Raw genomic sequence first — 14,926 nt, forward strand, 5'->3', positions numbered from 1 at the left:
CGCGAGTTCAGGCTCGGTAGACGACGCGGCCGTCGACCACAGTCCGCCAGACCTCGACGTCGCCGATCGCCTCGTCGGCCACCGACCACGGCGACTCCTCCAGCACTACGAGGTCCGCGAGGGTACCCGCCTCGACGGTCCCCATCCGTCCCTCGTCGAAGCCCGCGTAGGCGGCGCCGCGGGTGTAGGCGGCGAGCGACTCGGTGACCGAGAGGCGCTGGCCGGCCGCCGGTGCGGTCACGGCCTGCCCCACCCCGTAGAGCGGCCCGAGCGGCATGCTGTCGCTCCCGAACGCGAGGGGGACGCCCGCCTCGGCGAGTGCGCCCAGCGGGTTCGTGCCGCTCGTGCGCCGCGCACCGAGTCGTGACTCGTACAGCCCGCCCTCGCGCGCCCACCGGTGGAAGTTCGGCTGGACGCTGGCGACGACGTCGCTCTCCGCGAACTCCCGAACGTGTGCCTCGTCGAGTATCTCCGCGTGTTCGACCCTGTGGCGGGCTTCGTCCGGTGCCGCCGTGTCGCGGTAGGCGGCGAGCGTCTCGCGGACGGCCACGTCGCCGATGGCGTGGGCGGTGAACTGGAACCCGGCCTCCTCGGCCCGGTCGACCCACTCGCGGAGTTCCTCGGGGGTGACGACCCACTCGCCGTGCCCGTCCTCGTCGCCCTCCTCCTCGGCGTCGGCGTAGGGTTTCGACACCTTCGCCGTCCGCCCACCGATGGAGCCGTCGGTGAACGTCTTGATGGCGCCCGTGCGGACGAACTCGCTCCCGGCGTTCGTCACCAGCCCAGCCTCGCTGACGGCGTCGAGGTGGTCGGTCCAGTAGTTGATGCGGACTCGCAGGACGAGCGAACCCGCCGTGTCGAGTTCGCGGTAGACACGCGCGACGTGTCCACCGCGGACCATGTCGTGGACGGCCGTCACCCCGAGCTCGTGGGCGTGGTCGCGTGCCGCCACGACGCGACGGCGGGTCGTCGCCACGTCCGGTGCGATGGCCTCGTTCAGCACCTCGACGGCGCTCTCGGTCAACACGCCGGTCGGGCGGCCGTCCTCGGTCTGGACGTTCGGGTGGTCGGCCGAGAGTCCGAGGATGTCCAGCGCGATGCCGTTGACCGACGCGGTGTGGAGGTCCTCGCGGAAGGCGACCACCGGGCGCGTCTCGCTGACCTCGTCGAGTTCCTCCCGGCGCAGGTACGCCGTCTCGCCCCACTCGGACTCGTCGTAGCCGTACCCCTGCACCCACCCATCGCTCTCGCGGGCCTCGACCCTGAGTCGGGCGACGGCGTCGGCCCGCGAGTCCGCGCCGCCGAGGTCGGCGTGGACTAGTCGACGACCCACCACCTCCATGTGCGTGTGGGCGTCGACGAACCCGGGCAGGAGGACCCGCCCGCCGCAGTCGACGACGGTGGTGCCCGCCCCTTCGAGGAACTCGACCTCGTAGGCCGTCCCGACGCGGACGATACGGCCGTCCCGCACGGCGACGGCGCCGTCCTCGAACACCCCGTCGTGTGCCTCGGCGTCCGCGACGAGGCCAGCGTGTCCGTCCGGTGGCGCCGCGAGCGTGTGCACTTCCGCGTTCGTGAGGACCAGGTCGGCGGGTCGCGTCATGGAGAGAGGGCCGGCGCCGGCTGGCAAAATGGTTGTGGGGCCCGGTGCGAGACGGTGACGGAACTGATTAGGCACGAGGGGCCGCAGGGCGGGGTATGACCGATACGGACGCCGACGCGGCCGAACTCGCCGAGCGAGTCCGCGACGGCGACCTGCGACTGCACGAACTGGAAGCACACGCGGACGCCGACACGGCCGCGGCGGCCCGTCGTCGCCTGCTCGAGACGGAGACGGGCGCCGACCTCTCGACGAGTGGGGCGTACGCGTTCGACGCCGCGGTGGCCGACTCGGCCATCGAGAACATGGTCGGCGCCACGCAGGTTCCCCTCGGAATCGTCGGCCCCATCGAGGTTGACGGGGGCGCCGTGACGGACACGAAGTGGCTCCCGCTCGCCACGACCGAGGGGGCGCTCCTCGCCTCGGTCAACCGAGGCGTCTCGGCGACGCGGAAGGCCGGCGGTGCGACGGCGCGCGTCCTGAAGTCGAAGATGACCCGCGCGCCCGTGTTCAAGGTCCGCGACGTGGCCGAGGCCGGCGAGGTCGTCTCGTGGGTCCGCGAGAACGAGGCCCACCTCCGCGAGGCGGCCGAGTCGACCACGAGCCACGGCGAGCTCCTCGAGGTCACCCCGTACGTCGTCGGTGACAACGTCTTCCTGCGGTTCGGCTACGACACGAAGGACGCGATGGGGATGAACATGGCCACCATCGCCACGCAGGAGGCCTGCGAGGTGGTCGAAGCCGAGACGCCCGCCGACCTCGTCGCGCTCTCGGGGAACCTCTGTACCGACAAGAAGCCCGCCGCCATCAACGCCGTCGAGGGGCGGGGGCGGACCGTCTCGGCGGACGTGGAGATCCCACGCGAGGTGGTCGAGTCGGTGTTCAAGACCACGCCCGAGGCGATGGCCGAGGCGAACACGCGGAAGAACCTCGTCGGGAGTGCGAAGGCGGGGTCGCTCGGATTCAACGCGCAGGCCGCGAACGTGGTCGCCGCGGCGTTCCTCGCGCTCGGACAGGACATCGCGCAGGTGGTCGAGGGGAGCAACGCTATCACGACGATGGACGTGCGTGACGGGTCGCTCTACGCGAGCGTCACCCTCGCCTCACTCGAGGTCGGGACCGTCGGGGGCGGCACCAAGCTCCCGACGCAGGCCGAGGCGCTCGACGTGGTCGGGGTCCGCGGCGGCGGCGACCCGGCCGGGTCGAACGCCGACGCGCTCGCCGAGGTCATCGCGGTGGCGGCGCTCGGCGGCGAACTCTCGCTCGTCGGGGCGCTCTCGGCGTCGCACCTCGCGAGCGCCCACGAGGAACTGGGCCGGTAGCGAGTCGACGGTCGTTCTGCCCGGTCCGCACCACACCCCCCGTTAGACGAGATTCCGCGACTGCGCCGCGAGCGCCAGCATCCCGCCCACGACGACCAGCACGCCCGCGAGCAACAGCGTCCCCGACCCCACGGCGAGCCCCAGCAAGAACGCGCCGAACCCGACCCCGGCGACGCCGTGGGCCAGCCCCACGAGCCGCTCGCCGCGGGAGAGGAACACCGCCGCGCCGAGGTTCAGCCCGACGACGAGGCTGAGCGCCGAGAGGCCGACCATCCGGACCTCGAGACCGCCGACGGCGACGGGGTCGACGACCGGCTCGACGAGGAAGAACAGGCCCGCGAGGCCGACGAAGGTGCCGACGACGAGGGGGCCGGCGTCGAGGTCACGGAGCGTCACCTCCTCCGATCCGAGGTCGGGGCCGGCACTCGCCCGTGGGTCCGGGTCGTCGCCCGTCACGGTGCGGGCCTCGAGCCGCCGTGTCCGTTCGTCCGCTCCATACACACGGTTGGGGCCAGGTCTTCAAAGGAGTCCCGCCCGCGGCAGCCCGGATGCTGCCACACGCCGGTCAGAGCAGTCGGTAGCGGCCCCCGGACTCGCTGACCTCGCCAGCCCGCGAGAGCTTCTGCAGCGCGCGGTCGACGTACTCGGCGGGGACTCCCGCGTCGGTGGCGTACTCGCGGACCTCCGCCGCCGTGGGTCGGTCCTGTTCCCGGAGGGCGTCGAGCACCACCTCGCGACGGGAGCGCGAGCGATTCTGTCCACGCTCCGCACGTTCGCCCGCGGCGGCCACCTCCGAGGTGTCGACGCCGCTCGCCTCGAGGTACTCGTCCTCGTCGACACCCGCGCGCTCCGCCTCGCGGCCGAGTGTCTCGAAGTCATCGAGGTCCTCCAGCGAGTCGGCGTGGCCGCTCCGGGTCGCGAAGAGTCGGGAGCGAGCCTCGCGGGCCTCGGTGGCGTCGGGCGTCTCGTGGAACTTCTTCAACTTCCCGAAGCGGTGGCGCTTCTCACAGCGCGGACAGGAGGTCGAGTCGGGCCGTCCCTCCACCACCCAGAGGGCGTCACAGTTGCTGCAGCCGACGACCGCGTACATGGCCACGGCTACCGCTCACTGGCAGTTGAACCTGTGGATGACACGGCGGCCGAGAGGAGTGTCACGGCTGGAGTCAGCCCAGGAGGAGCTTCAGCCACCGGTTGTTCTTCACGAACTCCAGTTGCTCCAGATAGGCGTCGACGCCGAGGATGCGACCGGCTCCCATCGCACCGAGACCGAACAGCAGGAACGCGTAGACGAGGTGGTCGTCGACGACCCACCCGTGCGCGACGGGGAGACCCTGCAGGAGGCCACCCGTCAGACTGGCGAGCCAGAAGAACAGCATCATCACGGCACCCCAGAACGCGTTCCAGCGCACGGCGGCCCCGCTGATGAGGCCGAGCCCGGTGAGGGTCAGCCCCCACATGACGAGCATGTCGATGGTCGCGCTCCCGGCCATGCTGGCGAAGAACCCAGCCAGCGGGTTCCCCTCCGGGATGGCGTTGGCGAGATAGCCGGCGGCGGTCCAGTTGTCGCTGGCGTCCGCGTTCAGGTAGGTGACGAGCTTGGTCAGCCCGCCCTGCAACAGGACCCAGCCCATCGTCACCCGCATGAACACCATCGCGTACCCGACCCAGTGCTCGGAGTACTCGAACGACACCTGTCGTCCGAACATCTCCGCTTCCATCCGTGTGGTACCTGTCGACATGGTAAGAGGCAATCGTTGCCTGCATGACTTAGAAGTACCCCCGAGTCGGACTGTACGCCGATCCGGACTCACCGACGGCGTCGCTACGATGGTCGAGCCGTCGAAGAAGCCGCCGAGAGAACCGGGAGAGGAAGACGCTCGGCCGACTGCTCAGCCGAGGAGGTACCGGAGCGCCGGAATCCGCTCGACGAAGTCCATCTTCTCGAGGTAGGCGTCGACGCCGAGGATGCGGCCGGCACCCATCGCACCGAGGCCGAACAGCAGGATGGCGTAGATGAGGTGGTCGTCGACGACCCAGCCGTGGGCCACCGGCAGGCCCTGCAGGAGGCCGCCCGTCAGGCTCGCGAGCCAGAAGAACAGCATCATGACTGCTCCCCAGAACGCGTTCCAGCGCACGGCGGCCCCGATGATGAGACCGAAGCCGGTGAGGGTCAGGCCCCACATGACGAGCATGTCGATGATCGGGCTTCCGGCGAACGCCCCCCAGAGGCCCATCAGGGGGTTCCCCTCGGGGATAGCGTGCATGAGGAAGCCGGAGGCGGTCCAGTTGTCGCTGGCGTCCGCGTTCAGGTAGGTGACGAGCTTGGTCAGGCCACCCTGGAGGAGGACCCAACCCATCGTCACCCGCATGAACACCATCGCGTAACCGATCCAGTGCTCGGAGTACTCGAACGATACATCACGGCCCAGCATCTCGGTCTGCAGCAGTTGACGGTTTTTCGTTGCCATAACGAGTGAGAGATGGCAGAGAAGACCGATATACGGGGGGAGTGAGTCCCACGAGGTGGGAAAGTCTTCGGAGAGAGCCGATCTGAGGGTGGTCCGTGGTCACGGGGGTACGGTTTTGCCGACGGGCGCCGTGGTGTCGTCATGGAACGCGTTCCGCTCGCGGAGAGCGACACGGTCGAGGCCGTCCCGGACGTCCACCTCGCGCAGCTGGCCGCCGGCGAGAGGATGAGCGTCCAGCACTTCCGTATCGACCCCGGTGCCACCGTGCCGGAGCACAGCCACCACCACGAGCAGGCGGGGTTCGTCTACCGTGGCGAACTCACGTTCTCCCTCGCCGACGGTGAGGAGGTGGTGGTCGGTGCGGGTGACGCCTACGACATCGCAGGCGAGGAGGTCCACGGCGCCGAGAACCGCGGCGAGGAGCCCGTCGAGGGGGTCGACATCTTCTCGCCGCCGCGACCGGACCCGGACTGGGCCGAGTGAATGTCGGACCGGCGTGTGCCCCTCGCGCTGGCGACGGTCGTCTGTCTGCTCGTGGCCGGGTGTAGCGGGTTCGCACCGGCCGCCTCGCCCGAGCCGACGTCGCCGACGGCGACGCCCGTGGAGGTACCACGGGCGCCCGACCTCGACGGCGGACGATTGCTGGCCGCCGGCGTGAGCGCGAACGGCGTCTTCGACCCCGAGGCGCTCGCGAGCGCCCACCGCGACCGGCTGGCCACGACGACCTACCACCTCGTCCGGAACCGTACGGTTCGCTACGCGAACGACTCCCGGGCCGCTCTCCGGCCGCGTGAGTCGCTCGACTTCGTCCACGAGGAGAGCGTGGTCGTCCCCGCGGCGGACGCCTACACGTTCACCAAACTGGAGACCTCGCGCCGGGCGTGGACGGCCGCCGCATCCTACGCCCGTGTCGACGTCTGGTTCCACGAACCCGTGGTCCGCAACCGGTTCGTCGACGCCGGCGGCACCGCACGCTACTGGGGGTTCGACGACGAACGGTCCGGCGGGCCACTGGCCGACCCGTCGAGTCACCGTCTCGTCGCGGCCGACCTCGCCGCTGTCGAGACCCGCGTCACCGGCCAGGAGACGGTCGACGACGTGACCCGGTTCCGACTCCGGGGGTCGTCCCGCGCGGACGCTGCGAACCTCTCCACCCCGCCGCTGGCGCGGGACCCCCGGAACGTGACGTTCGTCGGGGTTGTCGACGAACGGGGGCTCGTCGTCTCGTACACGCTGGCCTACGACGCGACGTTCGCCGCCGACGGGTCGCGACTCCGGGTTCGACAGACCCACCGGTTGCGACAGGTCGGCGACGTCGACACCGCCCGACCGTCGTGGCTGCCCGCCGCCAACGAGAGCGTCGTCGGGAGTCGTTGAGATGGCCGTTCGACCCCTCCTCTTCGTGGTCTGCCTGCTCCTGGCGGGGTGTGGGTCGGTCACGGACGGTCCCGGGGGCGCCGACGGCGGCGGGGCCGAAGCGACGCCGACGGTCACGCCGGCCCCGCTCCCCTCCGAGACCCCGTCCGAGGCCACCCCGACGCCGCCAGCGGGGTCGCCCGTGGCCGTCGCGTCACTGCGCGACCTGCCCACAACGCACGCCGCCGCGCTCTCGAACCGCTCGTTCACCGCCGTAGAGCGCCGCGTCGTCCTCGAGGGGGGCGGTGCGCTGTACGACGTCACGACGCGCCTCCGCGTGGACGGCGGGCGCTACCGCTACGAACGCACCCGCATCGCCGACCCCTCCTATCCGGGACCCCAGGGCATCGACACGCTCTCGCTCTACCACGCCGGGAATCGGACCGCGTTCCGCGACGAGGACGACGGCGGCGTCCGCTACGGCGTCGTCGACGGGCCCTTCCGATTCGGGCCGGACGGAGACCAGACTGGACAGGCGTTCCTGGCCGACCTCCTCCCCGCGTTCGGGACGTGGACGGCCGCGCCGGTCGGCGACGCGACGCTGCTGCGCGGGTCTACCCTCGTCGACCCCGAGGCGCTCGAGGTGGACCGCCGGCTCGGGGCCGCAGACGTCGCCTCGGTTCGGATACGTGTCTCCCCGACCGGTCGGGTCTCGTCGCTCGACCTGACGTACGAGGCAACGCTGAACGGGCGGCGCGTCACCGTCCGCGTCGAGCGACGGTACACGGCCGTCGGGTCCACGACCGTCCCCGAACCGCCGTGGCTCGGGCGTGCACTGGGGACCGAGACGCCGAGCGCGTCGATGGTGCGACCGTGAACCGAGCGTCGCGCGGCCCCGGAGTGGGAGCTCTCGCCCTCGTGGTCCTCGTGCTCCTGGCTGGCTGTGGCGGTGGCGTCGACGCAGGGGGTCCGGAGGGGGCAGACGGGACCCGGTCGACCTCCACGGCCACGCTGACGCCCGTCCCCGTCCCCACGGAGACGCCGGACCGGACGGCGACGGCGACTGCCACGCCGATGCCGACCCGGTCCCCGTCGACCCCCGGTGGTGCCCTCGTGGTCCCCGGCCTGACCGCCGGTGGGGTCGCCGACCCGTTCAGGTTCGCCGACGGCCACCGCGATGCCATCGGCGACGGCCCGTACCGCGTCCGGACCAACGTCACGCTCGTCGACGCTGACGGGACGACACTCTACGTCCAGCGGACCCGTCTCCACGTGGGGGCCGACGGCGAGCGCTACGTCTACACCAGTCGGACCGGCACGGACGAGTCGTACCCGGTCACGGCGTTCGCGTCACGGCTCGACCTCTGGTACGACGGTGCGGTGGCGACGTTCCGCATCGAGCGGCCCGACGGCGTGGAGTACGAACGTGTCCCCGCGACCGGGACCGGACCCGTGACGGACCTCACGGGTCACGACAGACTCGTCGGGCTCGTCTCGAACGCTGACCTCCGACTCGTCGGCCGGGGGGTCGACGGGGACTACCGCGTCGCCGGCCAACAGTTCGCCACGCTGTCGGTACTGCGGGTCCCGCCGTTCCTCGCCGCGCCGCGGAACGCCACCCTCTCGATGGTCGTCGCCGAGGACGGCCTCGTCAGGGGCCACCGACTCACCTACACGACGACCTACGAGGGCCAGCGGGTACGGGTGGTTCGCGAGCGAACGTTCGAGCGGGCGGGACCGGTGGCCGAACCGGCGTGGGTCCGGGAGGCGGTGAACGCGAGCCGGCAGTCGCCGACGGAGAGCGAGTCACGGCGGGTGGTGCGGGGACGGTAGGGTGAGCGTCGCCCCGTGTCGCCCACGGGCGCCGCACCTCGCGGCGACCGGACCTCGTCGGCCGCTCCCGCTCGATCCGCCGTGGTACGCGCTCACTCCGTTCGCTCGGAACACGCATCCGTCACCCTCTTGCCCTCCCACCCCGCACTCGAACACAGATGGCCCGGTACCACATCGAGACGTACGGGTGTACCTCCAACCGGGGTGAGAGCCGGGAGATAGAGCGCCGCCTGCGCGACGCCGGCCACCACCGGACACCGCTCGAGGAGGCGGACGTCGCCATCCTCAACACCTGTACCGTCGTCGAGAAAACGGAGCGCAACATGCTCCGACGGGCCGAGGAACTCGAAGCGGAGGTCGCGGACCTCTACGTCACGGGCTGCATGGCGCTGGCGCAGGGCGACGAGTTCGCCGACGCCGGCGTCGACGCGCAGGTCATGGGCTGGGACGAGGTGCCCGAGGCCGTCACCAACGGCGAGTGCCCGACCACGACGCCCGACGCCGAACCCATCCTCGACGGCGTCGTCGGCATCCTCCCCATCGCTCGCGGCTGCATGAGCAACTGCTCGTACTGCATCACGAAGTTCGCCACCGGACGCATCGACTCCCCGCCCGTCGAGGAGAACGTCCGCAAGGCCGAGGCGCTCGTCCACGCCGGCGCGAAGGAGATCCGCGTCACCGGGCAGGACACCGGTGTCTACGGCTGGGACACGGGCGACCGGAAGCTCCCCGAACTGCTCGACCGCATCTGCGACATCGACGGGGAGTTCCGCGTCCGCGTGGGGATGGCGAATCCCGGCGGCGTCCACGGCATCCGCGAGGAACTGGCCGACGTCTTCGCCCGGAACGAGAAGCTCTACGACTTCATCCACCTGCCCGTGCAGTCCGGGAGCGACGAGGTGCTCGAAACGATGCGTCGCCAGCACCGCGTCGACAAGTTCCGCGACATCGTCGAGACGTTCGACGAGCGACTGGACCACTGGACGCTCTCGACGGACTTCATCGTCGGGTTCCCCACCGAGACGGACGCGGATCACCAGCAGTCGATGGACCTCCTCGCCGAGGTGCGCCCGGAGAAGGTGAACGTCACGCGCTTCTCGAAGCGTCCCGGCACCGACGCCGCCGACATGAAGGGTCTCGGCGGGACGCTGAAGAAGGAGCGCTCGAAGGCGATGAGCGAACTCAAGCGCGAGGTCGTGAGCGAGGTCCACCGCGAGATGGTCGGTTCCCGGCGAGAGGTGCTGGTCGTGGAGCAGGGGCACGGGGACAGCGTGAAGTGCCGCGACTCGGCCTACCGTCAGGTGATCGTGCAGGACGCGAGCGAGCACGGCGTCGAACCGGGCGACTTCCTGACGGTGGAGGTCACGGGCGCCCAGCCGATGTACTGCTTCGGCGAACCGGTCGACTCGCTCGCCGAGCGAGAGCCTGCTCCGGCGGACGACTGAGCGTCCGGTGTCGTCGAGGCTGGCAGCCCGACCCAAATAGTGATAGCCCAGCCGAACGTACCGGGACGGGTCATGCTCAAAGAGCCCATCGAGGCCGCGCTGAACGACCAGATCAACGCCGAACTCTCCTCGGAGTACGTGTACCTCTCCATGGCGGCCTACTTCGAGGACAGCGGCGTCCCCGGGTTCGCATCGTGGATGCGGGCGCAGGCAGCGGAGGAGCACGCCCACGCGATGCGGCTCTACGACTACGTCCACGAGCGGGACGGGCGGGTGACGCTCGACGCTATCGACGCCCCGCAGCGTGAGTGGGCGAGCCCGAAGGCCGCCTTCCAGGACGCCTACGAGCACGAAGTGAAGATATCGGGGATGATCGACGACCTCGTCGCCCTCGCCCGTGAGGAGAACGACAACGCGACCGAGAACATGCTCCAGTGGTTCGTCGCAGAGCAGGTCGAGGAGGAGGCCACGGCACGCGACATCCTCGACAAACTCGAACTCGTGGGCCAGGACGGACCGGGCCTGCTGATGGTCAGTCAGGAACTCGGCCAGCGCGGCAGCGGCGGTGGGGCCGGCGACGACGGTGGGCCCGACGCCGAGTCGATGGAGTAGGCGGCCGCAGCAGTCGAACCGTCCGCCATGCCCGGTGGACTCACTTTTGTCTTCGCCCCGTGAGGGGCCGGTATGCCGACACCAGACCACCATCTCTCGCACGAGGATGCCCTCCACCACGACTGGGACCCGACCCGCGACCCCGCACTCACCGTCTCGCCGGGCGAGGTGGTCCGCTTCGACTGTCTGGACGCCAGTGGGGGCCGCCTCTCGCCCGGCACCGGCGTCGAGGAACTCCGGAACGCGGAGTTCCTGGGTCACCCACTCACCGGTCCGGTCGCCGTCGAGGGTGCCGAACCGGGTGACGGGCTCGTGGTGGAACTCCTCTCGGTCGAGACGGGCGACTGGGGCGTGACCTACACCTATCCGGGCGACGACGGCGGGTCCGGTCTCCTGCCCGACACCGCGCCCGACGGCGTGGTCCACCACTGGGACCTCACGGGGGACACCGCCGAGTTCCGCGGCTGCGAGATACCGCTCGCGCCGTTCCCCGGGAACCTCGGGCTCGCGCCCGCTGACGGCCCCTCCTCCACCGTCCCGCCGCGGAACGTCGGCGGGAACCTCGACGTCCGCCACCTCGTCGCCGGGTCCCGGCTCCACCTCCCCGTGGCGGTCGCTGGCGGCCGGTTCTCCATCGGCGACGGCCACGGCGCACAGGGCGACGGCGAGGTCTGTATCACCGCCATCGAGTGCCCGACGACGGTGGACGTGCGGTTCGAGGTCGTGGACGACGCCCCCGAGGTGCCGTGGTTCGAGACGCCCGGCGGAGGGCAGGACTGGCGCGAGGGCCCCGCGCTCTGCACGACCGGCATCGGCCCGGACCTCCACGCGGGTGCGGAGCAGGCGCTCTCGGGGATGCTCGACAGGCTGGAGGAACGTGGGTTCGACCGGCCGGACGCCTACGTGCTCTGCTCGGTCGCCTGCGACCTGCAGGTGAGTCAGGTCGTGAACGCGCCGAACTGGACGGTGACGGCCCGACTGCCCGAGCGGGTGTTGCCGTAGCGGGAGAAGACACTTACCGGCATGCGGACAGGTACTGGTCGATGCCCTCCAGACGTTCGGTGCTGTCGACCTGCGGTCTCGCGCTCGCCGGTCTCGGTGGCTGTGTGGAGGGACCGACCGGCGGCGCCGAGTCTGATACGGTCTCACCTACACCGCCGCCGACTGCCACCGATTCGCCGGTCGACGTGTCCACGCCTCGCGTCCGAGACGCCGTCGTCGGCCACGACTCACCGGATTCGATGACCGCTCGCGACCCCGAGGGGTGGTTCGTCCTCGCGTCGGTCCGTGCGAACGAGTCGGACGACCAGCCACAGCGCGCCGGGGCGTTCTCCCTCGCCCTCGACGACCGGCCGGTCTCGGCGGTCGACCCCCGGACGCTGACGCGCTACCGCGTCGACGGGTTCGGCACCCCGTACCGGCGCGACGACCCCGACGGCTGGGTCGCGTTCGAGGTGTCCGCCGAGGCCGGTGTCTCGACGGCCGAGGTCCGAGTCGGACCCCACCGCTGGCCGCTTCCGGACAGCGTGGTCTCGCGGCTGAACGAGCCGACGCCGAGGTGGTCGCTCGACGTATCCTTCCCCGACCGTCTCGTCACCGGCGAGCGCTTCGAGGTGACGGTCACCGCCCGGAACACCAGCACCGTCCCCGGAACGTTCTGCGGTGCGCTGAACGTCGCCGAACTCCGGTACGCGTACTACCCCTACCCGTTCGCCGAATCCGCTGCCCCGGACGAGACGGCGACGGTCACGCACAGCGACTCGGTGCCCGAGGGTGCGACACACCCGTCGTTCTACCTCCGCACGCAGGCCGGGAGCGAGTCGCGCTCGTACGAGGTACGGGACTCAGAGCAGTAGCGAGACGGCCAATATCACCACGAGCACACCCAGCATCGCCATGGTCAGGCCGATAGCGACCCACTCCGCCCGCTCGGCTGGGTCGGGCCACCCCTGTCGCTCGCCGAGCGCCGCGACGCCCGACCGGACCAGCCGCCCACCGTCGAGCGGGTAGGCGGGGATGCAGTTGAACGCCGCGAGCTGGATCTGGAGCCACGCCGACCAGAACAGCGCGTTGGCGAGGACGAACGCGCCGTCGCCGAGCGGTGCGAGCACCCCCGAGACGACGAACGCCTCGCGTGCCGTGCCGACGAACCCGGCGAACCCGAACGGGGCGAGACCCACCACGCCCGCGAGCGGCAGGAGGAGGAACGCGAACCCGCGCTGGAGGGGGCCGTCGGCCGCCCCCGGCAGGCCCGCCCCCCTGAGCGCGCCGTGATAGGTGTCTGCTGGGTACGGTTCGACCCCGAAGTCGGTCAGGACGAGTCCCGAGACGCCGGGTTCGGGGAAGATACCGAGTATCGGGTCGGACTCACCGCTCGCTTCCGAGGGCTCCCTTCGGTCGCCCTCCCCACCGAGCGTCAGCTCGAACGTGTCGAGGTCGCCCTCCTCGAACGCCTCGACGGTGACCGTCTCACCGGGCTGGCGGTCGGCGAGCGCCCGCCCGAGGTCCGCACGGTCCAGCACGCGCTCGCCGGCGACGCGGACGAGGACGACTCGCCCGTCCGGCGCGGCACCCGCCTCGTCGAGTGGGCCGTCGGGCGCGACTCGACCCGCCAGCCCCGGCTTCAGTGCGTAGCCGCCCGGACTGCCGTCGGGCGCCTCGAGGGTCAGTTCCGCTCGGCGGTCGTCCGCGAGCGCCTCGCGGAACGCCGCCACCGTCGAGACGTTCCGGCCGTCGACGGCGAGGATACGGACGCCCGGTTCGAGGTCGCTCGCCTCGCTCGTCGCGACGACCGTGACGCTCCGCTCGACGGTGACTGCCGGGGCGTCGCGCCGTCCGACGCGGACGGTCCCGGAGGCGTTCGCCAGCGCCGCGTGCAGCGAGTCGTCGTCTCCGACTGCCCGTCCACCGAGGCTCGTCAGCACGTCGCCGCGCTCGAGGCCGGCGTCGGCTGCCGGAGAGTCGGCGAACACGCCACCGACAGCGACACCCGCGACGGGCGCGACGCTCCCGAGCACCACGAGGAGTGCGAGGAAGCAGACGCCGGCACCGACGAGGTTCGCCGCGGGGCCGGCGGCGTAGAGCCGCGCCCAGCCGAGGCGGTGGCCGCGCTCGTGGTCACTGTCGGCCTCGTCACCGCCGTCCAGACCTGCCGGCAGGACGTACGCGCCGGCGGGGACTACCGCGAGGAGGAACAGGCCGACGGACTCCACCTCGATGTCGCCGGCACGCGCGAGGACGCCGTGGGCGCCCTCGTGGACCACCAGGCCGAGCAGGACGCCGAACAGGAGTTCCGGCGCTGCCGCCAGCGGCAGGAACGGGTTGACGCCGGGGACGACCAGCACGCTCCCCGGTGACTCGATGGGGCTGCTGGCGGGGTCGAGGACGGCCGCGACGCCCGCGAGGACGACGCCGACGGCGGCGAGGACGACCAGTCCAGCGACGATGGCGAGACCGGCCGTCCCGAGGAGCCGCCAGAGCCAGCGGGGTCGAGCGACCCGGTCGAGCAGCGTCCGCCCGCGGGTCGAGGAGAGCGTGAGGAACGGGCCGGTGGCCGAGACGCCGGGAGGGAGGCGCTCGCTCCGATCGAGGAGTTCGGCGACGACACCGAACACGAGGAGGCCGAGGAGGACCGCAACCGCCGGCGAGTCGTGGAGGGACACGACTCACCGCGCGGTGCGGTGCCCCTTAGCCCTCCCGCTCGGTCCCGCGCTCCGTCGAGGGGTCGCTGTCGGCACGGACGGCGGGGAGCCCCTCGTCGGACCACGCCACGTCGCCCGAGAGTCGGACCCCGCCGTCGGGTTCGCGTATCTCCGCGCGCCCCCTCGCCCCGCAGGCACAGCGGTACTCGACCCACGCGGCGTCGGTCCGGCCGGGCTCCTCGATGGCGGAGCCGGTGGCGGCCTCGACGGGCTCGTCGCAGGCGGCACACCGGAGCGTGCCGACGCGTTCGGCGTCCACCCACAGCGCCACCGCCGCGTGGACCATCCACTCCCACGACCAGAACCGCGTGTTCCCGAGGACGTGCCAGTCGAGCACCCAGTCCAGCCAGCGGTCGAACGCCCACACGTCCTCCACGCCGGCGTGCTCGAGGAACGAATCGAAGTCCGGGAAGTCGGTGTGTTCACGGACGAAGGTCTCGGTGAACAGTGCGTCGACGACGCCGTCGGGGTCGTCGAGCAGTTCCGTGTCCGCCTCGAGGAGCGCCCGCTCCAGCGTCTCCGCGTCCGGGCCGTCTCGGTCGTCCCGTCGCCCCTGCACGACCCGGGATTGTGGTCCGTGGCGCTTGAG

At 71.3% G+C, this 14,926-nt stretch carries 16 protein-coding genes; 9 read left to right on the forward strand and 7 right to left on the reverse strand.

What is annotated here, in order from left to right; all coding sequences use genetic code 11:
* Nucleotides 1-7: 7 nt before the first annotated feature.
* Nucleotides 8-1,603, reverse strand: a complete 1,596-nt coding sequence (locus N0B31_RS03915; protein WP_260594534.1) for an amidohydrolase — start codon at nucleotides 1,601-1,603, stop codon at nucleotides 8-10.
* A gap of 95 nt (nucleotides 1,604-1,698) precedes the next feature.
* Here N0B31_RS03915 and hmgA point away from each other — a divergent pair, with 95 nt between their 5' ends.
* A complete protein-coding gene (hmgA, locus tag N0B31_RS03920; RefSeq protein ID WP_260594535.1) occupies nucleotides 1,699-2,922 on the forward strand; it encodes a hydroxymethylglutaryl-CoA reductase (NADPH) in 1,224 nt (407 codons plus the stop codon).
* A gap of 42 nt (nucleotides 2,923-2,964) precedes the next feature.
* Here the strand turns inward: hmgA and N0B31_RS03925 are convergent, their stop codons facing one another.
* From N0B31_RS03925 to N0B31_RS03940, 4 genes are all read right to left on the reverse strand, one after another.
* Nucleotides 2,965-3,423, reverse strand: a complete 459-nt coding sequence (locus N0B31_RS03925; protein ID WP_260594536.1) for a hypothetical protein — start codon at nucleotides 3,421-3,423, stop codon at nucleotides 2,965-2,967.
* 64 nt (nucleotides 3,424-3,487) lie between these two features.
* Complete coding sequence (locus N0B31_RS03930) at nucleotides 3,488-4,012, reverse strand: DUF5817 domain-containing protein (RefSeq protein ID WP_260594537.1); 525 nt, start codon at nucleotides 4,010-4,012, stop codon at nucleotides 3,488-3,490.
* A gap of 73 nt (nucleotides 4,013-4,085) precedes the next feature.
* Nucleotides 4,086-4,628, reverse strand: a complete 543-nt coding sequence (locus N0B31_RS03935) for a hypothetical protein (protein WP_368389227.1) — start codon at nucleotides 4,626-4,628, stop codon at nucleotides 4,086-4,088.
* Between the two features lie 183 nt (nucleotides 4,629-4,811).
* Complete coding sequence (locus N0B31_RS03940) at nucleotides 4,812-5,390, reverse strand: DoxX family membrane protein (RefSeq protein WP_260594539.1); 579 nt, start codon at nucleotides 5,388-5,390, stop codon at nucleotides 4,812-4,814.
* A gap of 141 nt (nucleotides 5,391-5,531) precedes the next feature.
* Between N0B31_RS03940 and N0B31_RS03945 the strand changes: the two genes are divergently transcribed.
* The 8 genes from N0B31_RS03945 (at nucleotide 5,532) to N0B31_RS03980 (ending at nucleotide 12,492) form a co-directional block, all read left to right on the forward strand.
* A complete protein-coding gene (locus tag N0B31_RS03945; protein WP_260594540.1) occupies nucleotides 5,532-5,873 on the forward strand; it encodes a cupin domain-containing protein in 342 nt (113 codons plus the stop codon).
* Nucleotides 5,874-6,767, forward strand: a complete 894-nt coding sequence (locus tag N0B31_RS03950; RefSeq protein ID WP_260594541.1) for a hypothetical protein — start codon at nucleotides 5,874-5,876, stop codon at nucleotides 6,765-6,767.
* A 1-nt stretch (nucleotide 6,768) separates the two neighbouring features.
* Nucleotides 6,769-7,623: a hypothetical protein gene (locus N0B31_RS03955; protein ID WP_260594542.1), complete on the forward strand. Its 855-nt coding sequence runs from the start codon at nucleotides 6,769-6,771 to the stop codon at nucleotides 7,621-7,623.
* 41 nt (nucleotides 7,624-7,664) lie between these two features.
* Entirely contained in the window at nucleotides 7,665-8,579 is a 915-nt protein-coding gene (locus N0B31_RS03960) for a hypothetical protein (RefSeq protein ID WP_260594543.1), read from the forward strand.
* 158 nt (nucleotides 8,580-8,737) lie between these two features.
* Entirely contained in the window at nucleotides 8,738-10,024 is a 1,287-nt protein-coding gene (locus N0B31_RS03965) for a tRNA (N(6)-L-threonylcarbamoyladenosine(37)-C(2))-methylthiotransferase (protein ID WP_260594544.1), read from the forward strand.
* 72 nt (nucleotides 10,025-10,096) lie between these two features.
* A complete protein-coding gene (locus N0B31_RS03970; RefSeq protein ID WP_260594545.1) occupies nucleotides 10,097-10,636 on the forward strand; it encodes a ferritin in 540 nt (179 codons plus the stop codon).
* A gap of 72 nt (nucleotides 10,637-10,708) precedes the next feature.
* Nucleotides 10,709-11,638, forward strand: coding sequence for an acetamidase/formamidase family protein (locus tag N0B31_RS03975; protein WP_260594546.1), 930 nt, complete (start codon nucleotides 10,709-10,711; stop codon nucleotides 11,636-11,638).
* 41 nt (nucleotides 11,639-11,679) lie between these two features.
* Nucleotides 11,680-12,492, forward strand: coding sequence for a hypothetical protein (locus tag N0B31_RS03980; protein WP_260594547.1), 813 nt, complete (start codon nucleotides 11,680-11,682; stop codon nucleotides 12,490-12,492).
* Here N0B31_RS03980 and N0B31_RS03985 read toward each other — a convergent pair.
* Nucleotides 12,481-14,298, reverse strand: a complete 1,818-nt coding sequence (locus N0B31_RS03985; RefSeq protein WP_260594548.1) for a site-2 protease family protein — start codon at nucleotides 14,296-14,298, stop codon at nucleotides 12,481-12,483. The two genes, N0B31_RS03980 and N0B31_RS03985, sit on opposite strands and share 12 nt — an antisense overlap.
* 25 nt (nucleotides 14,299-14,323) lie before the next feature.
* The gene (locus N0B31_RS03990) at nucleotides 14,324-14,896 is read right to left on the reverse strand and encodes a hypothetical protein (RefSeq protein WP_260594549.1); all 573 of its coding nucleotides are present in this window, start codon (nucleotides 14,894-14,896) and stop codon (nucleotides 14,324-14,326) included.
* Between the last annotated feature and the right edge of the window lie 30 nt (nucleotides 14,897-14,926).

It is taken from the genome of Salinirubellus salinus (assembly GCF_025231485.1).
GTDB lineage: Archaea > Halobacteriota > Halobacteria > Halobacteriales > Haloarculaceae > Salinirubellus > Salinirubellus salinus.